Source organism: Gaetbulibacter jejuensis (assembly GCF_039524015.1).
In the GTDB taxonomy this organism is placed as follows: Bacteria; Bacteroidota; Bacteroidia; order Flavobacteriales; family Flavobacteriaceae; genus Gaetbulibacter_B; species Gaetbulibacter_B jejuensis.
The window spans coordinates 1,422,875-1,446,825 of sequence record NZ_BAAAGF010000001.1 but is presented as its reverse complement, the minus strand read 5'-3'; the positions used below and the strand labels follow the sequence as shown (position 1 = coordinate 1,446,825).

Below are 23,951 nucleotides of genomic sequence, written 5' to 3'. Positions count from 1 at the left end.
GTTGTGTTGTATTGTTGTTATTTGTAATCTTATTTGAAATAAAAAAACATGAGTTACCTCATGTTTTTCATAGCTTGCATCATACGTTTGCCGCCACCACCTTGCATCATTTTCATCATCTTGCTCATTTGGTTAAACTGCTTAAGCAATTGGTTAACTTCTTGTACCGAGGTTCCCGAACCTTTACCTATGCGTTTTTTTCGGCTTGCATCTATTATTGACGGGTTAGTTCTTTCAGCTGGTGTCATAGAATGAATAATTGCTTCAATACCTTTAAAAGCGTCATCATCTATATCAACATCTTTCATCATTTTTCCAGCTCCAGGAATCATTCCAATAAGGTCTTTCATATTACCCATTTTCTTGATTTGCTGAATTTGCTTTAAGAAATCATCAAACCCAAATTGGTTTTTTGCAATTTTCTTTTGAAGTTTTCTTGCTTCCTCTTCGTCGTACTGCTCTTGAGCTCTTTCTACAAGTGACACAACGTCTCCCATTCCTAGAATACGATCTGCCATACGAGAAGGATAGAACACATCAATAGCTTCCATTTTCTCACCTGTACCAATAAACTTTATTGGTTTATTTACTACAGACTTAATTGAAATAGCTGCTCCACCACGTGTATCACCATCTAACTTGGTAAGAATTACACCATCAAAATTTAAAACATCATTAAATGCTTTTGCTGTATTAACAGCATCTTGACCTGTCATAGAATCTACAACAAATAATGTTTCTTGTGGCTGAATGGCTTTGTGGATGTTTGATATTTCGGTCATCATCGCTTCATCTACAGCTAAACGACCAGCAGTATCTATAATAACCACATTATGTCCATTAGCTTTTGCGTGAGCAATACCAGCTTGCGCAATAGCTACAGGATCTTGGTTACCTTTATCACTATATACCTCAACATTTATTTGTTCACCTACTACATGCAACTGATCTACTGCTGCAGGACGATACACGTCACAGGCTACTAATAAAGGCTTTTTAGTTTTTTTGTTTTTTAAATAATTGGCAAGTTTACCAGAGAAAGTTGTTTTACCTGAACCCTGTAAACCTGACATTAATATAACACTTGGTGTTCCTGAAAGGTTAATACCTTCGGCATCTCCACCCATAAGTTCGGTTAATTCGTCTTTAACGATTTTAACCATTAACTGTCCTGGTTGTAACGTTGTTAATACGTCTTGACCTAATGCTTTTTCCTTTACTTTATTCGTAAATTCTTTAGCAATTTTAAAATTGACATCGGCATCTAAAAGCGCTCGTCTTACTTCTTTAAGGGTTTCAGCAACATTAACCTCAGTAATACTACCATGACCTTTTAATACGTGTAGCGCTTTATCTAACTTATCACTTAAATTATTAAACATATATCTCTCTACTTTTTAAGTACATATCGGTAAAAAACTTCAATGCTTTTTAGAAAGTTGCAAAGTTAAGAATTTGTAGTGTATTAAGGAAGTATTAGCAATAATTCTATACGAAAAAAGGATTGTAAAATTATTACAATCCTTTTTAACTAACCTAAAAACTAAAAAACACGAGGTTTTTCAACATGTATAAAGACTCAATCACATGTTCTTTCAATAACCATTATATCATTTTCTCGATGTAACTGCAACCTATCTTCCTCACATTCTACTACAAGCCATTGGCCAGTTATAGCTTGAATATCTGATCCTGCTACATTAGAAAACTCAATAATAACTCCATCGTTTGTTTGAGAGGTCGTCCACGTTGCATCTATAGTTGCAGTTTCAGTATAAATAACCACAATATTATTTGACGACTCAAAATCAAGATTCCAAACTATTAAATTATCACTACCATTGTAGTTTACTACATTCCAAGTACAATCTAAAAGAAATGCATCTACATCTTGCTCTGAGCAAGTTTGACCACAATCTTCAACAACAAGATTAACTTCAAAAATTTCAAATGTATTCCCACCTGCCAATGTTGCTGATACATATATTGTTTGTGAAGAACTTACAACATTGCTATAAGGCGAGGTTAAAGCATTTACTCCAGTTTCTGCATCCATTAATGTTTCATGAAATGTCATTTCTATATTATCATTACTACAATTTGGGAAAATCTCATATAAATCAAAAGTTGCTATTCCGTCGTTAAAAGGCTCTTCATTATCACAGATTACATATTCTGTATTTGAAAAGCATTCAAACGGATTGTCACTTGTACATTGCTGGGTCAGCACTAATACCTCTTCACCTTGCTGTAATACTAACGAGTCTTCATTACACTCTACAACAGCATATTCTCCATTGTAATCCTCAAGTCCGTTAAAGTTTATAAATACCTTTAACTCACCTTCAATCATTGCGATATCCCAAGTACCAGAATATAAAAGATCGTTTTCATATAGAGTAGATATTTCATTTGAGTCATGAAATGTAAATGTTGTAAATGATGGAGTATAACCATTTAGAGCTGGTATTTGTGGACAAGCCACTAAGTAATCTCTTACATCTTGAAAGTCGCAGCTAACTTGATTATCATCACAGTTGATTTCCATAACAATTTCGGTAGTTGTGTTTTCAACTGTTCTAACAAGTTCAAATCTGTCATCAGCACAATCAACAACTAACCAATCTCCACCTAAATCTTGTGAAAAAGCTGTAAGTTGCTCTATTGACAATACAATACCTTGGTCTGTAGATTCTAAATTCCAGCTACCTAGTACAACTTCGGTTAAATCACCTTCACTAATTTGTAAGGCTCCACCACCTCCAAATACTAAATCAAAATCTATGAAATTATCGTCTCCATTGTAAGACGCGATTTCCCAATGACAATCTTGTAGTGCTTCAGACACTTCTTGTAGTGTGCAATCCTCATCATCATCATAATCGCACTCTTCCTCAGCAGCATTTATAGCAGCTTCAAGTTCTTGATTACTATTAACCTCAACTGTATCTCCATTAGCATAAACCATTGTAACTGGAAAGTTTAAACTTGCTAGAACAACAGCACTATTAGAGGTTTCTAAACTTTGTAAAAACACATATAATTCAAAATCGCTACCAATAACAACTGTATCTATAACCTGAAAGTTTGTATCATACATTGAAAATGAAATTGGATACTGAAAATCTATACATTCAATCACGTCTTCATCAGCAGTACACTCATCAATAAACTCTTGCAACTGCTCTTGGTTTTCAATTGTAATTTCGGTGTAATCGTTTAAAATAATAGTTATTGGAAAAATATATTCCAACACATCATCATCATTATCAAACTCATTGTAGATGGCTTCAATAAGACCTAAATCTTCAAGAGTGTTTATTGTAATTGTTATACCATTTACTACAACTGTCACAGGTAGATTAACAGATAAACAATTGGCTTCATCCATAACATCATCTACTGAACCATCATAAGCCGAAGTAGATTGCATAAGGCTTACAAGAGCTGTTTCAGAGTTGATAATGTTTTCGTTTTCTGGGTTTGGTTCAATTTCTTCATCCTGACAAGAAGTAACCATAATTGGGGCTATTAGGACAAAAAAGGCTAAAACTAATAAATGTTTAATTTTCATAATTCTATAGGTTGTCTTTATTTATACAACAGATGATTTTAAAAAACACCTACCATATATTTTAATTTTATAATTTTATGATCTTAATTTTTCTGTATGCCCAAACCATTACATGACAATATTTGTGACGAAACATTATTTACTTCAATATTCGAGAAGCATGCTAAAAATCTGCACAACTTTTTACACTATAAATTTGGCGAACAGTTAAACCCAAAAGACAAAGTACAAGAAGCTTTTATTAAACTTTGGCAAAACTGTGGTAAGATTCCTTCAAATAAAGCAAAGAGTTTTTTATTTACGACTGCAAATAATTTAATGCTTAATGAAGCTGCTCATCAAAAAGTGGTGTTAAAGCATCAGCAAATTAAACCTAAGCATTACACAAATGAGTCTCCTGATTTTGTAATGGAAGAACAGGAATATTTACAAAAACTAGAAAAAGCCATCGCCAACTTAACCGAAGCACAACGCACTGCCTTTTTACTAAATAGAGTTGAAGGAAAACGTTTTAAAGAAATTGCTGAATTACTAGATATTTCGGTAAAAGCTGTTGAAAAACGAATTTATGGTGCACTAAAAAAACTTAGAGAAGATATAAAAGAATTGTAATTAAGGGTAGGATATTTTAACACCTAACTGTTATATAGTTGTAATTGAAGACATGAAACGAGAAGATTTAATACAAAAATGGCTAGACCATAACTTAACCTCTGATGAACTTGAAGCTTTCAAACAGCTTGAAGATTATGATGATTTGGTAAAGTTATCAAATGGCATGCAGCATTTTAAGGCTCCTGAATATAACACTTCTGAAGCTTTAAGTAATGTTATGCAACACATTAACACCTCAAAGCAACCTCCACAAAAAAAGTGGTTATCTATTGCTATGAGTATTGCAGCTGTATTTGTTATTTCTTTTGGAATTTATTTTTTCACCATTAACCAAGACACATTGGTTAACACGCAATTAGCTGAAAAAACTACAATTGAACTACCTGATGCATCTTCGGTGGCTTTAAATTCACTTTCTGAAATAACATTCAATTCCCATAAATGGAATAAAAACAGAACTGTAGACTTAAAAGGAGAAGCTTTTTTTAAAGTAGAAAAAGGAAGTAGCTTTAATGTTAACACAGTTTATGGAACCGTAACCGTTTATGGTACTCAGTTTAATGTTAAGCAACGAGAAAACTATTTTGAAGTAATTTGTTACGAAGGTCTTGTTGGTGTTACTTACAAAGGGAACGAGACAAAACTACATGCTGGTGAAAGTTTTTTACTATTAAATGGAAAACTAATTGAAAAAGAAAAAGAACTTAAAACACAACCGTCTTGGTTAAACAATGAAAGCTACTTTAAAAGTATGCCTTACAAAGAAGTTATTGCAGAGTTTGAGCGTCAATACGATGTGAATTTTCATGTTATTAACTTAGACAGTTCTCAATTATTTACAGGAAGTTTTACTCACAATAACATTGAAAATGCATTAAAATCTATTACCTTACCTTTACATTTAACTTACAAAAAAACGGATAATACGATTACACTAAAGCGTGAGTAAAAAAGGTGTTTTTTATCTTTTCATACCTTTATTTTTTTTGAGTGTTATTGGCATTAAGGCTCAAAACAACTCAAAAGAAACTCAATCTCTTGTTTATATTTTAAGTGCTCTAGAACAGCGTTACAACATTCATTTTAACTACATAGATCAAACTATTGAAGGTGCAACTGCTAGCTTACCAGACGAAACACTTTCACTCGCACAAGCTTTAGACCAACTAAAGCGCGAAACACAATTAGATTTCATCGTTATTGATGATTATAGTGTAGTTATTTCAAAACCTTCAAGTCCATTTAGCAATATCATTACCCAAAAACTAGAAGAAATAGTCATCAACAATTACCTTACTAAAGGTATTTTGAAAAAGAGTGATGGTAAAGTGGTTATTGAAACCGAAAAATTTGGTATTCTTCCAGGATTAATCGAACCTGACATTTTACAAACCATACAAGCGCTTCCTGGTATTATAAGTGTTGATGAAACAGTATCAAATATTAATGTTCGTGGTGGTTCTCATGATGAAAATCTTATTTTATGGGATGGAATTAAAATGTACCAATCAGGTCATTTTTTCGGATTGGTTTCTGCATTCAATCCATATTTAACCAAAACCGTTAATGTTTCTAAAAATGGCACTAGTGTTATGTTTGGTGATGGAATTTCTAGCGTTATAGACATTCAGCAATCCAACTCATTAAGCCATAAATTTAAAGCAGGAACAGGTTTTAACCTTATTAGTGCTGATGGTTTTGCCAAAGTGCCTTTAGGTAAAAAAACCGAACTTCAGGTTTCAGCAAGACGATCGATAACCGATTTTATTTTTACACCAACCTACGACCAATACTTTAAACGTGTCTTTCAGGATTCTGATTTATCAAACAACCAATCCAACAATACACTTACCAGTAATGAAACCTTTTATTTTTATGATATAAGTACAAAGCTGCTATATGATATTTCAGATACTGATCAACTTCGTTTTAATTTTTTAACCATAAACAACAATTTAAGCTATGACGAAGAGACCATGACTGACGATATGAATGAGACATTACGCAGTAGCTTAAAACAAAACAATCTAGCTTTTGGTGGTGAATATTTAAAATACTGGAACAGTTCATTAACCACAACCGCTCAACTTTATCTTTCCAAATACAACTTAAACACCACTAATTATGATGTGGCAAACAACCAACGTTTACTTCAAGAAAATGACGTTAGCGATCTTACTTTAAAAATAAATGCCACCAACCATATTGACCCAAATTTAAAAATACACGCAGGCTACCAACTTAATGGTGTTGTAGTAAGTAATTCTGAGGACGTTAACAATCCTGAATTTCATAATTTCACGAAACAAATTAATCAAACGCATAGTATTTATGGTGAAGCTGAGTTTACTTCAGGAAACAAAAACACCTATGCCAGAATTGGTATAAGAACCAACTACATTGACAAGCTTTCAGAAGTATTTACTGAACCACGTTTAGCGGTAAGCCATAAGCTTAGTAATCTTTTTCGTTTAGAGTTTCTCGCAGAATTTAAAAGTCAAACCATGTCACAAATTATCGATCTTCAAAACGATTTTTTAGGCATTGAAAAACGACGTTGGGTACTCTCAAACGATATTGATATTCCTATTATAAAAAGCAAGCAAGGTTCTGCAGGAATTCATTATAACAAAAATAAATTACTGATAAGCGCTGAAGCATTTATTAAGGATGTTGATGGTATTACAAGCAGAAGTCAAGGGTTTCAAAACCAATATCAGTTTACTGATGCAATTGGAAGGTATCAAGTAAAAGGTATTGACTTTTTAATAAACAAACAGTTTACTAATACAAGTGCTTGGTTGAGCTACTCGTTTAGTAAAAACGATTACACTTTTGACGACTTAAACAATGGCAATACATTTCCAAACAACCTTGATGTAAGACATTCTTTAACTTTTGCAGGAACTTACCAAATCAACAACATAAAACTCGCTTTAGGTGTAAATTGGCACTCAGGAAAACCAGTAACTTTACCTGATGCTATTCAAAATACTTCTAACAATATTATTGAATACAATTCACCAAACGCCTCAAACCTTGAAGACTATTTACGTGCTGATTTTTCTGCTAATTACACGTTTAAAATGGGCAACACAACCAATGCTATTATTGGCTTGTCTATTTGGAATGTATTGAATAAAGTAAACACTATTAACAGTTATTATATCATTGATGAAAACGATGAAATTTCTGCTATAAAAAACAGGTCGTTAGGCATTACTCCTAATGTTAATTTCAGAATTCATTTCTAGCATTTATTACTTTAATTTTAAACTTATTGACAAGTAATTTCATTATCTTGCTCATGCTAACGACGCAACATTTATGAATACTAAAATCATTAAGCTTTTTCTTCGGTTTGCAATTTCTGCAGGTTTTTTATCAGCTTGTTTTGATAGGTTTGGGTGGTGGCCTGAGTCTATTTCTACTTGGGGAAACTGGAACAATTTTTTAGAGTACACGCAACTTATCAACCCTTGGCTTCCTGAAGCAATAATTCCTGCATTAGGAACACTTGCCACTGCTTTAGAAATTATTTTTGCCATCTTACTAATTATTGGTTTTAAAACAGAACTTATAGCCAAGTTTAGCGGAATACTATTATTAGTTTTTGCCTTATCAATGACATTTTCAACAGGAGTTAAAGGCGCATTGGATTATTCTGTATTTAGTGCAGCTGCAGCAGCTTTTGCATTAAGCCTTATTAAAGAAAAATATTTTGAATTAGACACACTCATTTCTAAATAACACCCAATACTATAAACAAATGAAACAAGCTTTACTTATTTTAACCTTTTTTACTATTTCACTCTCAACGCAATCCCAAACTACTAGTGTAGAAAAATCTACCTTTGGTGTACAAACTGGCTTTTTAGGTATTTGGGTACATAATGAATCTAGGCTCTCAAACAGTATTGCTTTACGAAGCGAAATAGGTTTAGATGCTGGTATTTGGGGAAATGACATTTATGATTCTTATGGCTTTTTACTTGCGCCTGTAATCACTTTAGAACCTCGTTGGTATTATAACTTAAATAAAAGAGCTGATAAATCTAGACGAACTGATGGCAACAGCGGAAATTTTGTTTCAATAAAAACAAGCTATCATCCTGATTGGTTTATCATTGCTAATGAAGATAACATTAACTTTATTAGTGATATTTCAATAATTCCTACTTGGGGAATAAGACGTCATCTTGGAAATCATTTTACCTATGAAGCAGGAATAGGTGTTGGGTATGTTCACTATCTTGAAGATTTTGATCGTGGAATACTTGAAACTAGTGATGTAGCAGTTAATTTACATTTAAGAATTGGTTACCGATTTTAATTTTTAATCTTATGACTACTGAAGCACTTCAAAAACTAAAATATCCTATTGGGACTTTTAAAAAGCCCGAACTGATTACCCAAGATCATATCACATCTTGGATTAATGATATTGAACAACTACCAAGCACTCTTGAAGCACTAACTAAAAACCTAACTAAAGAAGAACTTAATTGGGTTTACAGACCAGATGGTTGGACTATAAAACAAGTGGTTCATCATTGTGGCGACAGCCATTTAAATAGTATTATTCGTTTTAAGCTTGCTCTAACCGAAGACGCTCCAATCATAAAACCTTACCTCGAAAACCGTTGGGCTGAATTACCGGATTCAACTGATGATGACCTTTCTAACAGTATAACACTCTTAAAAGGAATACATAGCAAACTCACTAAGCTACTTAAGTCATTAAATAATGAAGAATTGAAGCGCGAGTTTATTCATCCTGAACATGGAAAACGTTTTTCATTAGAAGAAACAATTGGTATTTACGCATGGCATAGTAACCATCATACAGCGCATATTAAGCAAGCATTAGCGCACAAAGGTGAGTTTTAAAAACTACTTAGGATATTGCTTTTTAATATTCCTAATTAGGTCTTCCAATCCATTTATTTTTAACTCATAAACGGTTTGAAGCATCTCTCCTAGCTTTCCTTTTGGAAATCCTTTATTATGATACCAAACCACATAATACTCAGGCAAATCAACAAGGTCTCTTCCTTCATATTTACCGTAAGGCATTTTGTAATGTGCTAATTTTATAAGAAAATCTTTATCGGGTTGTATCACTTAATCTGCAGATTTATAAGCTTCGTATTTTTCAAGTTCTTTAGCAACAAACTTTTGCCATTTAGTTTGAGCTTCGGTGTTTATTGAATTATGACTTTCAGTATCGTAACGCTTTTGCATTTTAGCTAATTCTTCATTGCTGTTTTGGTGTAATCTATCCAATGTTTTCTTCAGAAAATTATTAATCTTAACTTGACTTATTTGATGTCTTAATTTTCTAACATGCAACTCAGTTATATCAAAATGCAATTGTTCATGAGCCAAAATATATTGGTTGGCTCGCTCTTTTATATACCAAGATTTTTCAGGATAAAAATGTGCTTCAACATTTGCTGTAAAATCAATTACTTCAGAATTTCTATGTTTTAAACTATAAGAAAATGTAATTCCTGACGCAGTTACAGCAACAGCATCAGTATTTTTTTGAGGTTGACCTTTAAAGTGTTCCCAACTTAGTTTGTAGTTATTTCTCCAAGAGATTGTAACCTCGTTTGAAGTAGATAATAACACAATACTTAAAAATAAGAATATGGATTTAAGCTGTAACATGTTTTTAAAACGCTAGTTACACTCTAAATAGTATAAAGTATTTACTTAGCCTCTACAATTGTTAAATCGTCGTACTTAACAATATAAACCGCTTCATTAAAGTAACCTCCAAAAAGTTTTTTAGAATAACGGAATTTATTCTCAACATACTCTGTTTCTATCTCGCTTCCTGAAGCGTCAAATAAGTCTTCTTCAGACGCTAATCGCATTAGCACATCTAGAGTTAAATCAAAACCTCTTACAGCATATTTGTTAGGTTCAACACCATTATGGTCTCTCTTATAAGCATTCACAAATCCATTTGTAGTTGAAGAGCTAAATGTTTTATTAGCTGAAGGATAATGAAACTTTAAGTTAGACAAATGGTAGTTTGAAATATTTTCACCTTCAAAAGCACTATTTTTATTAGTAGTCATAAGTACTATTTGTTGCTCATCGTTATGAATACCATTAAGCATACTTATAACATTAGATGCAAAAGCTTCGTTTGAGGTTTCTAGAAAAACTATATTTCTTCCTGGTTTAAAAACACCATCCAAATCAGAAATTAAAATATAATTTGAGTCTTTTCCGTCTTTATCCTTTCTTGAAAAGATTTGTTTTGATGCAGCGAGTTCAGATCTTATCATGCTACTAACCGCTTTATTTTTAGCATCAGAAATGATAACAATATGTTTTGGTAATGTGTCTAACTTCACAAAATTAATCATTGCTTTTTGTAGCAAATCAGAAGATGGTACAGTTTGATACACGTTATCATATAAGTTCTTTGGTGTTGTAAATGGCGAAATCACCGGAATGTTATCGCGTTTTAAATCTGAAGCTACACGATCAAAATTATCTGGCATTAATGGACCAATTACAGCATCATAATCTGAAAAGTCATTTGAATTTAAAATTTTAGTAACCTCACTAGCATGATCTCTAGTATCAAACACTTTTAAATACGTAGAAATTCCTAATCGTTTAGCCGAATCTAAAGCATACAGCATTCCTGCATGAAAATCTAATGAGATAGACAAACGACTGTCTGTTCTAATCGCTCTTTTCACATCAGCAATTGAGTCAATATCTATTCGATTCAATCGGTAAGGCATCATTAAAGCAATACGCTTAGTATTGAAGTTTTTAAGATGACTCGTCAAATTGGTATTTGCTACATCATTAGCTGATATTGTAGTATCAACATCTGATGGTACTTTTAGCACCATTCCTAGTTTTAAACCGCTTTCTTTAAGCTCAGGATTTAGAGTTTCTAACTGCTCTTGTGTTAATCCTAACTTTCGGTTTAAAGCCATATAACCTTCGCTCTTTAAAACCGTATAGTAATTGTAATTTTCCTCAATTACTTTTTCTTCATTATTAGAAATATTAGGAACATTAAGCTCGTCTCCAGGTTGTAAAACCTCATTCATATTAGGGTTTAGAGCTTCTAACTGTGGTACAGTTATTCCAAACTTATAAGCAACACGCCATTTTCCTTCCTTTGGTAAAACCTTATACTTTTTGATACTATTATCAATAGTAACTTTAGATACTACAGTTTTATATCTAGGAATTTTTAGCTTATCGCCTTTTCTTAAATTATTGGCATATAAAAAGGTATTGTGCTTTTTAATCTCATCAATTTCAATATCGTATTCCTTAGAAATACTGTAAAGCGTTTCTTTTCGCTTGGTCTTATGAGTTCTAAAACCAATAATTTCTTTAGTTTCGGTAGTGAGATCTTCTTCTTTTACTTTTGAAGTAGGAATTATTAAAACCGTATTAACCTTTAGGCCTTTTTTAGCATCAGGATTTAAAGCATAAATATCAAAAGGTGTTACCAAATATTGTTTGGCAATGTCTTCAATAGTTTCTCCTTGTTTTACTTTGTGTGTTTTAAAATCTTGTGCAAATGCTGTAATACATGTTGCAAAAAAAATGATGGCTATTAAAACAAGTTTCTTCATATAATTTACTTTAAAATCCTAATCCAAAAAGATTAAGGATTCCTGCTTAGCAGGACGTTGTTATTCCCATTCAATAGTAGCAGGCGGTTTTGAACTAATATCGTATACTACTCTATTAACGCCTTTTACTTTGTTTATTATTTCATTAGAAGTTTTTTGTAAAAACTCATAAGGTAAATTTACCCAGTCGGCAGTCATACCGTCAGTACTTTCTACAGCTCTTAGCGCAACACATTTTTCGTATGTACGCTCATCTCCCATAACACCTACACTGTTTACAGGTAACAAGATTGCACCTGCTTGCCATACCTTATCGTATAAATCCCAAGCTTTAAGATTATCTATAAAAATAGCGTCTACCTCTTGTAATATACGAACATTTTCTCTGTTTAGACTTCCTAAAATACGAATTGCTAATCCTGGACCTGGAAAAGGATGACGACCTAAAATATCTTTATCCATTCCCATTGAAGCACCTACACGACGAACCTCATCCTTAAATAAAGCTTTTAATGGCTCTACTATTTTTAGCTTCATAAAATCTGGTAATCCTCCAACATTATGATGACTTTTAATTGTTGCACTTGGACCTCCTGTAGCAGAAACACTTTCTATAACATCAGGATAAATAGTCCCTTGCGCTAACCATTTTACATCTTCAATAAGATGTGCTTCATCATCAAAAACTTCAATGAACACGCGACCAATAGCTTTACGTTTAAGCTCAGGATCGCTTACATCTTCCAAAGCATCCAAAAAGCGTGCCGAAGCATCAACGCCTTTTACATTAAGTCCCATGCCTTCGTATTGCTTAAGTACACTTTCAAACTCGTTTTTACGTAGCAATCCGTTGTTTACAAAAATGCAATACAGGTTTTTACCTATGGCTTTGTGTAATAAAATTGCAGCTACCGAAGAGTCTACTCCTCCTGAAAGTCCTAGTACAACTTTATCATTACCTAACTGCGCTTTAAGTGCATCAACTGTCTCTTCAACAAACGATTGAGGTGTCCAATCTTGTTCAACATTAGCTATAGTTACTAAGAAATTTTCTAATAACTGTTTCCCATCTGTACTGTGATATACTTCAGGGTGAAATTGAATAGCGTAGGTTTGTTCTCCTTCAATTTTATAAGCCGCATTTTCTACATCGTGTGTACTAGCTAATAAAACACCATTTGTTGGCAATTGCTTTATAGTGTCGCTATGACTCATCCAAACCTGACTTCCTTTTGATATTCCTGAAAAGAAAGCTTCATTGTCTTTAACGAAACTTAAATTTGCTCTTCCATATTCCCTAGTGTTAGAAGGCGCTACTTCTCCTCCAGAAAAATGAGCCAAATATTGCGCACCATAGCATACTGCCAGAAGTGGTTTTTTTCCTCTAATTTCTGAAAGGTCAGGATGTAGAACATCTTCTCCTCTCACAGAGTTTGGACTTCCTGAAAGAATTACAGATTTAAAACTGTCTAAATCAGTTGGAATTTTGTTGAATGGATGAATTTCACAGTAGATATTCAACTCTCTAACGCGACGCGCAATAAGTTGTGTGTATTGCGAACCGAAATCTAAAATAAGTACTTTGTTGTGTTGCATGTGCAAAAGTAACAAGGTTTTTAGAATTTCGTTTTAGGAAACCAAGTTTTTTTTCAACTAAAATTCAAGGATCAAAAACTCACCTTTTAATGGTTGCAATTCGCTTATTAGTTTTGAAATAAATGTGTTTCCGTATTCTAAGTAAAATTCAGAAAAGTTCATGTTACGCTCTTGTAAACTATGATTAGGAAATAATTCATTTTGAATTTCCTTTACACGCTCTAAGTGGTCGTTTAGTTTTCGTTTTTGGGCTTTAAGCAATCGCTTTTCTAAATTCTCAAGACCTTTTATTTGTTTACGCTCTTGTGCTGCAACTGCACCTTTAAACGATTTGTCAGTTGCTTCAGCTAATGCATACAGGGCTTCAAACTGTTGTTGTAAATGTGTTTTTTGTGAAGAAAAATCGATAGCTACTTTCGAAATAGCTTTGGTCACTTTTGTCATTAAATCGTCTTGATTTAAAAACAAATCGGTTACAGAAACATCAAGCTTTTTAAGCTTTTCTTTTTGCTTTTCGGTAGTTATCAATACTGAGTTACGCAACAACAACATTGGAAACACAACGTTTTGCGCTTCAAAATTTAATTTGAGCTGTAACCAATACGCTAACTCTCCGCCTCCACCAATGTAACAAAGATTAGGCAAAATAACTTCTTGGTATAACGGTCGCATAATAACGTTTGGCGAAAAACGCTCAGGAAACTCGTTAAGCTCTTGTAATATTTCGGTTTGGTTCCATGTAATGTTAGAATTGTGAACTCTAAAAACGCCTTCTTGCTCCACAATTCGCTCTCTTAAACCTTGTTTAATGTAAAACAGATTAATCTCTCTTGGATTAACTTGAATTTTATAATTGCCATCCAAAGCATTCAACTGCTCATTAGCCAAAGTTACCTTAGCAAAAGAGGTTTGCTGCGTAAGTTCTGTTTCTATATAAGGAATAAACAATCGCTTTAGCGCTGCATCATTTCCATCTACAATTACAAGTCCATACTCCTTAAACAAAGCATTCACCAAATAACGCATCGCTTGGGTTAAATCTTGATGCTCTAAATAGGCTTCTTTGAATAATTGCTTTAAGGTTTCAGCATTGGACGACGTGTTCAACTGACTTGCAAACGCTTCAAAAACATGGTCTAAATCGTCTAAATCCAATTCGCCTACAACTCCTGATGCTGTTCTGTTCCACTGTACCTTTTTTCCTTTAAAATTGAAATAGTTTATTTCTTCAAAATCATGATCTTCACTTGCCATCCAATATATAGGCACAAAATGCTGCTCAGGAAATTGTTGTTTCAAGTCCTTACACAAATTGATAGTTGAAATGATTTTATAGAAAAAATAAAGTGGTCCTGTAAACAAATTAAGCTGATGACCTGTAGTAATTGTAAATGTATTATCGTGCTCAAGTAACTGAATGTTCTGTTTTGTTAACTGAGATGTTGAAACATTTTCATACTGAGATTGCAGAGCTTTCACTAAAACAGTTCTCGATTGAGATGAAACCGACAACCTCTTTTCATCGATTTGCGCTTTGAAATTTTCTAGCTTCGGAAATCGGTTATAAAACGGTTTTAAAGGCTCTTGCTCCTCTAAATAGTCACAAATTAGACCTGAAAAATAATGGGTATCTCTAAACGGAATACAGTCAGTTGGCATAAATACAATTCAATTGAAGTGTAAATATACAGTTATTCCATTTTTTAGAATCTAAAAATTAAGTTAAGAAGTGTTTTTTATACCCAAAACGAATACCGCTTTACTTTTTTTATTGGGTTTGTTAGAAAAATAGTCGAAATTAGTTGAATAACTATTATTATTAAAAACCAACCAAATATTAACCAACCCATTAAACATAAAAATTAAACATGAAATTAGTTACTCGTTGTCAATCTTGTAAAAAGGATATTAAAATAAAGTCTAACGCTCCAACTAGACCAGATTTACAAATGGAAAAAGGAGATGAGTTTAATGTGAATTGTCAAAATTGCGGAAAGATTGAAAAGAAACATGTAAATGACATACAAGCAGAACCTAATAATGTCTTAATTCTTATTGGAGTTGGAATTGGTATTGCATCTACCATAGTATTATGGAGTTTATTTGGAATTATTGGAACTGTAAGTGTTGTAATTCCTATTCTTTTTTGGTATCAACAAATGAATGCTACAAAAGGATTTAACTCCTATACTATTCGACGAAAATAAGATAATCTTTTAATAAAAAAACAACTCTTGAATACTATAGAGCATTATGTTAATGAATAAAAAGACTACTACTCCCTAACCCACAACCTCAGCATAAAGGTCAAAATCTTCAGCTTCAATAATTTTTACGGTTGCAAACTCGCCTGTTTTTAAATAGGTTGTGCTGGCATCAATAAGTACTTCGTTGTCAACATCTGGTGAGTCAAACTCTGTTCTACCTACAAAGTAATTACCTTCTTTTCTATCGATAACCACTTTAAACTCCTGTCCTATCTTTTCTTGGTTCAACTCCCAAGAAATTTGCGATTGTATTTCCATAATCTGGTTTGCTCTGTCAATTTTCACATCTTCAGGCACATCATCTTCTAGGTTGTAAGCATGTGTATTTTCTTCATGCGAGTAAGTAAAACAACCTAAACGCTCAAAACGCATCTCCTTAACCCAATCTCTTAGAGTTTCAAAATCGTCTTCGGTTTCTCCAGGATATCCAACAATAAGAGTGGTTCTAATAGTCATTCCTGGTACTGCTTTTCTAAATTCTTTAAGCAGCTTTGTGGTTTTTTCTTTGGTAGTACCACGACGCATACTTTTTAAAATAGCATCAGAAATATGTTGTAATGGTATATCTAGATAGTTACAAATTTTTGGTTCTCTGTTCATAACCTCCAGCACATCCATTGGGAAACCAGTTGGAAATGCATAGTGTAAACGTATCCACTCAATACCATCCACTTTTACAAGGTGTTCTAGCAATTCGGCTAGATTACGTTTTTTGTATAAGTCCAGTCCGTAGTAAGTTAAATCTTGAGCAATAAGTATCAATTCTTTAACACCATTGGCTGCAAGTTTTTCAGCTTCGGTTACTAAATCCTCAATAGGTGTACTCTTGTGTTTTCCACGCATTAATGGAATAGCACAAAAACTACAAGGTCTATCGCAACCTTCAGCAATTTTTAAATAGGCATAGTTTTTTGGTGTGGTTGTTAAACGCTCACCAATTAATTCATGCTTATAATCGGCACCAAGTGCTTTTAATAAATGAGGTAATTCGGTAGTGCCAAAATATTGGTCAACATTAGGAATTTCCTTTTGTAAGTCTGGTTTATAACGTTCGCTCAAACAGCCTGTAACAAATACTTTGTCAACTTCGCCAGCTTCCTTTTTTTGCATAAATTCCAAAATGGTATTCACGCTTTCTTCCTTTGCATTGTTGATAAATCCGCAGGTATTGATAACAACTACGTTACCTTCTTGCTCATGCACCACATCTTTACCACTAGCTTTTAGCTGTCCCATTAACACTTCGCTATCGTACACGTTTTTACTGCAACCAAGTGTTACTACATTAATTCTGTTCTTTTTAAGCGATTTCGTTCTCATATGTATTTCCGCGAAAGCGGGAATCTTTTATACTTTACTTCTTTTTTAGTCCGCAAAGATACAATCTAATTTAAACCTTTAGTATATTTAATGGTCTTAAATACAAAGCTTTTATTATGAAATACCTTTTTTGCCTCTTTGTTTTAATAGGTTTTTATAATTGTTCATCCTCTGATGATGCCACTGATGACAGTCCTGAAGACCAAACTCCTGTTAATGAAATTTATTTTCCGCCATTAATTACAAGTACTGATAACCCTTGGGAAACGGTTAGTCCTTCGGAATTGGAATGGAATGAAAATGAAATACAACCACTTCTTGATTTTTTAGAAGAAAAAAACACCAAGAGTTTTATAATACTACACAACGGAAAAATTGCTCTCGAAGCTTATATGAACGAGCATTCTAGTACTACCAATTGGTATTGGGCAAGTGCAGGAAAAACCTTAACTGCAACGGTTTCAGGAATTGCACAAGAAGAAGGTTTACTAAATATTAATGCAAAAGTGTCTGATTATTTAGGTACAGGTTGGACGAGTGCTTCTCTTGAAAAAGAAAACCTAATTACTTGTAAACATTTACTATCAATGAGTAGTGGTTTGGACGATACAACAGGCGATGATGTTTCTCCTGAAAACCTACAATACACTGCTGATGCTGGTACACGCTGGGCTTACCATAATGTATATGTAAAAATGCAAGATGTGGTTGCTGAAGCGAGTGGACAAACATGGAATGATTATTTTAACGATAAGTTGAAAAACAGAATTGGGATGAATGGTTTTTGGACTAATTTGAACAGTCTTAGTGTCTACTGGAGTGACACTAGAAGTATGGCAAGGTTTGGATTAATGATTTACGCAAATGGCAAATGGGAAGACCAACAAATAGTATCAGAGAATTACATTTCCGAATCGACAAATACCTCTCAAGACATTAACAAAGCCTATGGTTACCTTTGGTGGCTTAACGGAAAAACTTCATATCACTTACCACAAAGTCAGCTAGAGTTTTCAGGAGAACTGGTTCCTAATGCTCCAAGCGACATGGTTGCAGGCTTAGGTTTAAACGACCAAAAAGTATATGTTGTACCAAGTAAAAAACTGGTAGTTATACGTATGGGAAATGAAGCTGATGAAGCTAATTTTGCACTCTCTAGTTTTGATAATGACCTTTGGGAAAAAATCAATGCTGTAACTAACTAGTTATAGTTTTTTGGAGCAACTCTCTTTTTTGAAGCCACTTCATAAACATAAGCCCAACTTAATAAGTTTTTTTCTGATAATGGTGTACTTATAAAGGTTAATCCTTTTGGAACACCATCGTTAGTATAACCCATTGGCACTGTTAAAGCAGGATATTCAGCAACAGCAGCAAAACCTGCATGATAGTTGTTTATTGATAAAAAACCGTCAAGATCGTGTGCTTTTTTTGGTACATCAAAATACAGTTTACCATTAGTTTTTAGCGTTGCTTTTATACTTTCAAATTCACTATCAGTAGCAGAGTCAGCAACAATACCTTCAAATAATTTTTGTCCATAAGGCATTGTGTTTATAGAGTCTTTCTTGTTAAACTCGATAACATCTTGCACTGATTCAACACCAACATTTGCATTGGCAGACGTTGATAAATATGTTGGCAAATCGGCTTTCATGTCTAAATTCAACAAGCGAATAAAATTAGGCAGCTCAACCTCTTCTTCTTCAATTTCAATTATTTCAGCTCCTTGAGCTTTTAAAACTGAAAGTGCATTGACGTAAAGAGAATCTTCCATTAATCGTTTAAATGCACCAAAACGTTTTCCTTTTAAATCATCTTTATTAAAATCACTATCAACATAATACGCTTTAGGCCATTTTAGAGTAAGCGACTTATCATCTGCTTCATCAAAACCATACATAGCAGCAAGTAAAATGGCATTATCTATAACATTTTTGGTCATTGGTCCTGGAGTATCCAATGTTGAAGAAATTGGAACAATACCACTACGACTCAATAAACCAATAGTCGGTTTTAAGCCTACAATAGAGTTTTGACTTGAAGGTGATAAAATTGATCCTGAAGTTTCACTACCAACTGCAGCTACACAAAAATTAGCTGCTACAGCTACTCCACTTCCTGAGCTTGAACCTCCAGTGTCAATAATTTTTCGTCCATAAGGGTTTAAGGTTTGACCTCCAATAGCACTATAACCACTTGGACAATCACCACAGAAAAAATAAGCCCATTCACTAAGGTTAGCCTTCCCTAAAATAAGCGCACCTTCATGCTTTAATTGCGAAACAATAAAAGCATCTTCAGTAGTATTGTTTTGAAGTGCAACTGCTCCTGCTGTAGTAGGCATTCCTGATGCATTAATATTGTCTTTTAAAAGAATTGGCATACCATAAACTGTGAAATTAAATTGCTCTGTAATGTCCATGTTTTTTAGTTGCTCGTCTTTAGCTTTAGCCTCAGCAATTACATTAGGATTTAATGCTATTACTGAGTTGAGAGATAATTTGTTTTCTCTATCAAATGCTCTAATGCGATATAAATAAAACTTAGTTAAAAGCTCATAAGTTAACTTTCCTTCTTGCACATTATTATGCAATGTTGGAATATCCTGTTCAAGAACAAAAGGTTTTAGACTATTGTAAGTAGCTTCAGTAAAATCTTCTAACTCTGTATTGAAAACCTCCCAAAGTTCAGTAGTGTTAATGTGTTTTGAATCTAAGACCTTAAATTCTCTAAACTCTTTTGTGGAAATGTCACTAATATCAGTTGATGGCTTTTTATCTGTTTCAACATTAGACTTTGACTCTTTACACGATAAAATCATACAAAGCGCAATAAGGGAAAGTATTATTCTCATGACTTCTATTTTTTAATAAAAATACAAAAACACTTTAATCTTAAATTATCTTAAAAAAATAAATGATTGCACAAGTTTTTATTCTAACTATCATCTAAAAGTTATATCACATAATTTAATCTGTTAATTACTATTATATTTTGTTTAAAAACTATTTATTTTCAATTTTAATTGTTCTCTCTGTAAATCAGCTTATCAATGCTCAATTATGTGAAGGCAACCTTGGAGATCCTGTTGTTTCAATTGATTTTGGTTCTGGTCAAGGACGAGGAGATGCCTTAGGAAATTCGGTTACTGCGTTTACTTATGTTGCTTCTGGAGAGCTCGACGAAGGAGAGTATACTATACACAATACAACAAGTGGATTAAAGGGTAATGCATGGCATGTGACTACAGATCATACAGGTAACACAAATGGTTATATGATGATTATTAATAGTGCTGTTTTGGCTAGCGAAGGTGTTTTTTACACTAAAACAGTTAGCGGACTTTGCGCTGATACTACTTATGAATTCTCTGCTTGGTTAATGAATATTATGAATCCGTCTATTGGCACAGATCAATACCATCCAGATGTCACCTTTAGAATTAGTGATACTTCTGGTAATGTTTTAGGAACTTACAACACAGGAGATATCGCTCAATCTTCTTCAGGCGTATGGATTCAATATGGATTTTTCTTTACATTAGAAGCAGATACCGAAGTTGTTATTACAATATTAAACTCAGCTCCAAGCGCACATCCTGGTAATGATATTGCATTGGACGACATAAGCTTTAGACCTTGTGGGCCTGATATCATTACCTCTATTGACGGAAGCTTAAGTAACTCATTAAGTGTATGTCAGGATGAAATTGTAAGTTATAACTTAGAAGCTAATGTTTCTTCTGGTTACGATAACCCACAATATCAATGGCAGTTCTCTAATGACTTTGGTATTAATTGGACTGATATTAGTGGAGAAACTTATACTAACTATACATATACAGACACAAGCACACCTGGCATTTTTTTGTATAGATTAACAGCTGCTAATGGCTCCAATATTAATACAGAAAATTGCCGAATTGTATCTGATGAATTTTATATAGAAATTATAGAAACACCTGAGGCTCTTAATGGTGAAACAGAACAAGTTTTTTGCATAACTCAAAATGCAACTATTAATGATATTGAAGTGAGTGATTCTGCAATATGGTACAGCGAAGCATCAGGAGGAAATCCTTTACCTGAAACAACTTTGCTAATAAATGGCTCAACATACTATGCCAGTAAATTATCATATACTGGATGCGAGAGTGATGAACGCTTTTCTGTTACAATAGAAATTGTATTCCCAACATTAATGCTTAATAATGTTACTGATATTGTATGCGATACAAATAATGACAATATTGAAGAAATAGACTTGACACTATATGAGTCTGAAATTACTAATTGTAACGATTGTATTTTTAGCTACTTTCTTACGCATTCCGATGCCGAAAACTTTGATGAAGATGGATACATAGCAAATCCTGATATTTATGAATATACTTTAGATCAACATATAATTTACGTAAGAGTAGATTCTTCTGACAATTGCTATCAAATTGCTGAAATCTCCTTAGAATTTGGAGAAACACCCATTATACCAATTGAAGATATCTTAAGCATTTGTGAAAACGAAGCATATATCACTATAAATGCTGGAGAAGGGTTTAACAGCTATTTATGGTCTAATGGAGAAACAACTCAATCTATTTCTTTAACCTATGACGACATTGGCAGTTATTGGGTAACAGTAGAAAAAGACTATGGCTCATACATCTGTAATTCTACAAAAGAATTTGAAGTATTGCCATCTAACGCTGCAATTATAACCTCTATTGAAATACAAGATTGGACAAGTAATAACAACACAATAACTGTTATTCTATCTGATACCAGCATTGGTGATTATGAGTACTCTTTAGACAATATCAATTTCCAAGACAATAATGTGTTTACGAACTTAACTCCAGGTGAATATATTGTTTATGTAAGGGATAAGTATGGTTGTGGACTCACTATGGAAGAAGCATATATAATAAACTATCCAAAGTTTTTTACACCAAATAATGATGGCATAAATGATTATTGGTACATAAATAATTATTACATAGAACCATCAATGACCATAAAAATTTTTGACAGATACGGAAAATTTTTAAAACACCTAAACGCGACGTCTCGTTGGGATGGTACATACAATGGCAAATTAATGCCAACTAATGACTATTGGTTTGTCGTTACAAGAGAGAATGGTAAAACATATAAAGGACATTTTACTTTAAAAAGATAAAAAGTCTATAATTATTTAAAGAACGAATCGACAAACTCATATTTATTAAATACTTGTAAGTCTTCAATACCTTCTCCTACTCCAATATATTTTACTGGGATTTGAAATTGGTCAGAAATACCAATTACCACACCACCTTTAGCTGTACCATCTAACTTAGTTACTGCCAATGATGTTACTTCGGTTGCTGCTGTAAATTGTTTAGCTTGCTCAAAAGCATTTTGACCTGTAGAACCATCTAAAACCAAAAGCACATCGTGTGGTGCATCACCAACTACTTTTTGCATTACACGTTTTACTTTAGTCAGCTCATTCATTAAATTGACTTTATTATGCAAACGTCCTGCAGTATCAATAATGATAACATCAGCATTTTGGTTAACACCAGACTGCAATGCATCAAAAGCTACAGAAGCAGGATCACTTCCCATGTCTTGTCTTACCATAGGCACATCTACACGATCTGCCCAAACCTGAAGTTGATCAATTGCAGCAGCTCTAAAGGTGTCAGCAGCACCAAGTACTACTTTTAATCCTTGCTTTTTAAACTGATAGGCTAACTTACCAATGGTTGTTGTTTTACCAACACCATTAACTCCTACTACCATTAACACATAAGGTTTTTTATCGCTTGGTATTACAAAATCAGTTTCTTCACCTGAGTTGGTTTCACTTAGCAAACCAGCAATTTCCTCGCGAAGAATTTTATTTAACTCATCAGTACCTAAGTATTTATCTTTAGCTACACGAGCTTCAATACGTTCAATAACCTTAAGTGTGGTATTAACACCAACATCACTTGATACTAAAACCTCTTCTAGATTATCTAAAACTTCATCATCAACTTTAGATTTTCCGGCAACTGCTTTACTTAGCTTACCAAAAAAACTAGTGTTGGATTTTTCGAGACCTTTGTTTAAGGTTTCTTTTTTTTCAGAAGAAAATATTTTTTTAAAAAAACTCATGACCTAAAATTTGTAATGTCTATGCAAAAATCTAGCCTAAAATAAATACTGCTATTCTGTCATAATAGGCTGTCAAATATAGACATAAAAAAACTGCTTTCAAATGAAAGCAGTTATAGAATTAAATATGATTATTTAATTATTTTGTCTTTAAAAAATCATCAACAAATTCTGGTGCCATAACTGACTCAACGAACATATAAGCTCCAGTTTTTGGTGATTTTACCATCTTTATGGCTTTAGTTAATCTTTTAGATCCTGTTTGTAACGATGCTACTGCTTTCTTTGCCATGATTCAATTATTTTATCTCTTTATGAATAGTCATACGCTTAAGGATAGGATTAAATTTTTTAATCTCCATTCTATCTGGCGTATTCTTTTTGTTCTTAGTTGTAATGTAACGAGAAGTTCCTGGTTGTCCAGACTCTTTGTGCTCAGTACATTCTAATATCACTTGTATTCTATTACCTTTCTTTGCCATTGTAACGTATCTTTATGCGTTATGCTTTTATTTTAAAAATCCTTTAGCTTTAGCTTCTTTTAATGCTGCTGTGATACCAATTTTATTGATAGTTTTTAACGCAGATGTAGAAACTCTTAAAGTTACCCATTTATCTTCTTCAGGAATATAAAAACGCTTTTTGATTAAATTCGCATCAAATTTACGTTTAGTTTTATTCATAGCGTGAGAAACATTGTTTCCAACCATCGCTTTCTTTCCAGTAAGTTCACAAACTCTTGACATTCTTTCTAACTTTAAATGTTGTTATTTTAAAACAGGCTGCAAATTTAGTAAATCTTTATAAT

The 23,951-nt window shown here is 33.2% G+C and carries 22 protein-coding genes; 9 read left to right on the top strand and 13 right to left on the bottom strand.

Annotation, left to right across the window (positions count from 1 at the left end):
* Window positions 1-53: 53 nt before the first annotated feature.
* Both ffh and ABD011_RS06430 read right to left on the bottom strand, forming a co-directional pair.
* The gene (gene ffh, locus ABD011_RS06435) at window positions 54-1,382 is read right to left on the bottom strand and encodes a signal recognition particle protein (protein WP_129758993.1); all 1,329 of its coding nucleotides are present in this window, start codon (window positions 1,380-1,382) and stop codon (window positions 54-56) included.
* A 197-nt stretch (window positions 1,383-1,579) separates the two neighbouring features.
* The gene (locus ABD011_RS06430; RefSeq protein WP_343796730.1) at window positions 1,580-3,574 is read right to left on the bottom strand and encodes a hypothetical protein; all 1,995 of its coding nucleotides are present in this window, start codon (window positions 3,572-3,574) and stop codon (window positions 1,580-1,582) included.
* A 96-nt stretch (window positions 3,575-3,670) separates the two neighbouring features.
* Between ABD011_RS06430 and ABD011_RS06425 the strand changes: the two genes are divergently transcribed.
* From ABD011_RS06425 to ABD011_RS06400, 6 genes are all read left to right on the top strand, one after another.
* Complete coding sequence (locus ABD011_RS06425; RefSeq protein WP_335974398.1) at window positions 3,671-4,186, top strand: RNA polymerase sigma factor; 516 nt, start codon at window positions 3,671-3,673, stop codon at window positions 4,184-4,186.
* Between the two features lie 52 nt (window positions 4,187-4,238).
* A complete protein-coding gene (locus tag ABD011_RS06420; protein ID WP_343796727.1) occupies window positions 4,239-5,138 on the top strand; it encodes a FecR family protein in 900 nt (299 codons plus the stop codon).
* 37 nt (window positions 5,139-5,175) lie between these two features.
* The gene (locus ABD011_RS06415; protein ID WP_343796725.1) at window positions 5,176-7,443 is read left to right on the top strand and encodes a TonB-dependent receptor plug domain-containing protein; all 2,268 of its coding nucleotides are present in this window, start codon (window positions 5,176-5,178) and stop codon (window positions 7,441-7,443) included.
* A gap of 73 nt (window positions 7,444-7,516) precedes the next feature.
* Window positions 7,517-7,939: a DoxX family membrane protein gene (locus tag ABD011_RS06410; RefSeq protein ID WP_134198830.1), complete on the top strand. Its 423-nt coding sequence runs from the start codon at window positions 7,517-7,519 to the stop codon at window positions 7,937-7,939.
* A gap of 19 nt (window positions 7,940-7,958) precedes the next feature.
* Window positions 7,959-8,522: a hypothetical protein gene (locus ABD011_RS06405; RefSeq protein ID WP_262731930.1), complete on the top strand. Its 564-nt coding sequence runs from the start codon at window positions 7,959-7,961 to the stop codon at window positions 8,520-8,522.
* 11 nt (window positions 8,523-8,533) lie between these two features.
* The gene (locus ABD011_RS06400) at window positions 8,534-9,079 is read left to right on the top strand and encodes a YfiT family bacillithiol transferase (protein ID WP_343796720.1); all 546 of its coding nucleotides are present in this window, start codon (window positions 8,534-8,536) and stop codon (window positions 9,077-9,079) included.
* 3 nt (window positions 9,080-9,082) lie between these two features.
* Here ABD011_RS06400 and ABD011_RS06395 read toward each other — a convergent pair whose 3' ends face one another.
* The 5 genes from ABD011_RS06395 to bshC are packed head-to-tail and all read right to left on the bottom strand — an operon-like array spanning window position 9,083 to window position 15,069.
* On the bottom strand, window positions 9,083-9,310 hold the full coding sequence (locus ABD011_RS06395; RefSeq protein WP_343796795.1) for a DUF3820 family protein: 228 nt from the start codon (window positions 9,308-9,310) through the stop codon (window positions 9,083-9,085).
* Window positions 9,311-9,313: 3 nt separating this feature from the next.
* Window positions 9,314-9,862 (bottom strand): DUF922 domain-containing protein, encoded by a 549-nt coding sequence (locus ABD011_RS06390; protein ID WP_343796718.1) that lies wholly within the window; start codon window positions 9,860-9,862, stop codon window positions 9,314-9,316.
* Between the two features lie 41 nt (window positions 9,863-9,903).
* Window positions 9,904-11,814, bottom strand: a complete 1,911-nt coding sequence (locus ABD011_RS06385) for a LysM peptidoglycan-binding domain-containing protein (protein ID WP_343796716.1) — start codon at window positions 11,812-11,814, stop codon at window positions 9,904-9,906.
* 60 nt (window positions 11,815-11,874) lie between these two features.
* Window positions 11,875-13,410 carry a glutamine-hydrolyzing GMP synthase gene (gene guaA / locus ABD011_RS06380; RefSeq protein WP_129759002.1) on the bottom strand — a complete coding sequence of 512 codons (1,536 nt, stop codon included), beginning with the start codon at window positions 13,408-13,410 and terminating at the stop codon, window positions 11,875-11,877.
* Window positions 13,411-13,467: 57 nt separating this feature from the next.
* Window positions 13,468-15,069, bottom strand: coding sequence for a bacillithiol biosynthesis cysteine-adding enzyme BshC (bshC, locus tag ABD011_RS06375; RefSeq protein ID WP_343796713.1), 1,602 nt, complete (start codon window positions 15,067-15,069; stop codon window positions 13,468-13,470).
* A 209-nt stretch (window positions 15,070-15,278) separates the two neighbouring features.
* On the opposite strand from bshC, the gene ABD011_RS06370 reads away from it, so the two are divergent.
* The gene (locus tag ABD011_RS06370; protein ID WP_343796711.1) at window positions 15,279-15,617 is read left to right on the top strand and encodes a hypothetical protein; all 339 of its coding nucleotides are present in this window, start codon (window positions 15,279-15,281) and stop codon (window positions 15,615-15,617) included.
* A gap of 75 nt (window positions 15,618-15,692) precedes the next feature.
* On the opposite strand, the gene rimO is transcribed toward ABD011_RS06370, so the two are convergent.
* A complete protein-coding gene (gene rimO, locus ABD011_RS06365) occupies window positions 15,693-16,997 on the bottom strand; it encodes a 30S ribosomal protein S12 methylthiotransferase RimO (RefSeq protein ID WP_131505731.1) in 1,305 nt (434 codons plus the stop codon).
* Window positions 16,998-17,113: 116 nt separating this feature from the next.
* Between rimO and ABD011_RS06360 the strand changes: the two genes are divergently transcribed.
* Window positions 17,114-18,202, top strand: a complete 1,089-nt coding sequence (locus ABD011_RS06360; protein WP_343796708.1) for a serine hydrolase domain-containing protein — start codon at window positions 17,114-17,116, stop codon at window positions 18,200-18,202.
* Here the strand turns inward: ABD011_RS06360 and ABD011_RS06355 are convergent.
* Complete coding sequence (locus ABD011_RS06355; protein ID WP_343796707.1) at window positions 18,199-19,854, bottom strand: amidase family protein; 1,656 nt, start codon at window positions 19,852-19,854, stop codon at window positions 18,199-18,201. The genes ABD011_RS06360 and ABD011_RS06355 overlap by 4 nt on opposite strands.
* Window positions 19,855-19,994: 140 nt before the next feature.
* Between ABD011_RS06355 and ABD011_RS06350 the strand changes: the two genes are divergently transcribed.
* Window positions 19,995-22,178, top strand: coding sequence for a T9SS type B sorting domain-containing protein (locus tag ABD011_RS06350; protein WP_343796706.1), 2,184 nt, complete (start codon window positions 19,995-19,997; stop codon window positions 22,176-22,178).
* Between the two features lie 11 nt (window positions 22,179-22,189).
* On the opposite strand, the gene ftsY is transcribed toward ABD011_RS06350, so the two are convergent.
* From ftsY to rpmB, 4 genes are all read right to left on the bottom strand, one after another.
* Window positions 22,190-23,143: a signal recognition particle-docking protein FtsY gene (ftsY, locus tag ABD011_RS06345; protein ID WP_129759010.1), complete on the bottom strand. Its 954-nt coding sequence runs from the start codon at window positions 23,141-23,143 to the stop codon at window positions 22,190-22,192.
* Window positions 23,144-23,282: 139 nt separating this feature from the next.
* Window positions 23,283-23,435, bottom strand: a complete 153-nt coding sequence (locus ABD011_RS06340; RefSeq protein WP_129759011.1) for a DUF4295 domain-containing protein — start codon at window positions 23,433-23,435, stop codon at window positions 23,283-23,285.
* 7 nt (window positions 23,436-23,442) lie between these two features.
* Window positions 23,443-23,625, bottom strand: coding sequence for a 50S ribosomal protein L33 (rpmG, locus tag ABD011_RS06335; RefSeq protein ID WP_091426518.1), 183 nt, complete (start codon window positions 23,623-23,625; stop codon window positions 23,443-23,445).
* Window positions 23,626-23,652: 27 nt separating this feature from the next.
* Window positions 23,653-23,889 (bottom strand): 50S ribosomal protein L28, encoded by a 237-nt coding sequence (gene rpmB / locus ABD011_RS06330; protein ID WP_129759012.1) that lies wholly within the window; start codon window positions 23,887-23,889, stop codon window positions 23,653-23,655.
* Window positions 23,890-23,951 lie beyond the last annotated feature (62 nt).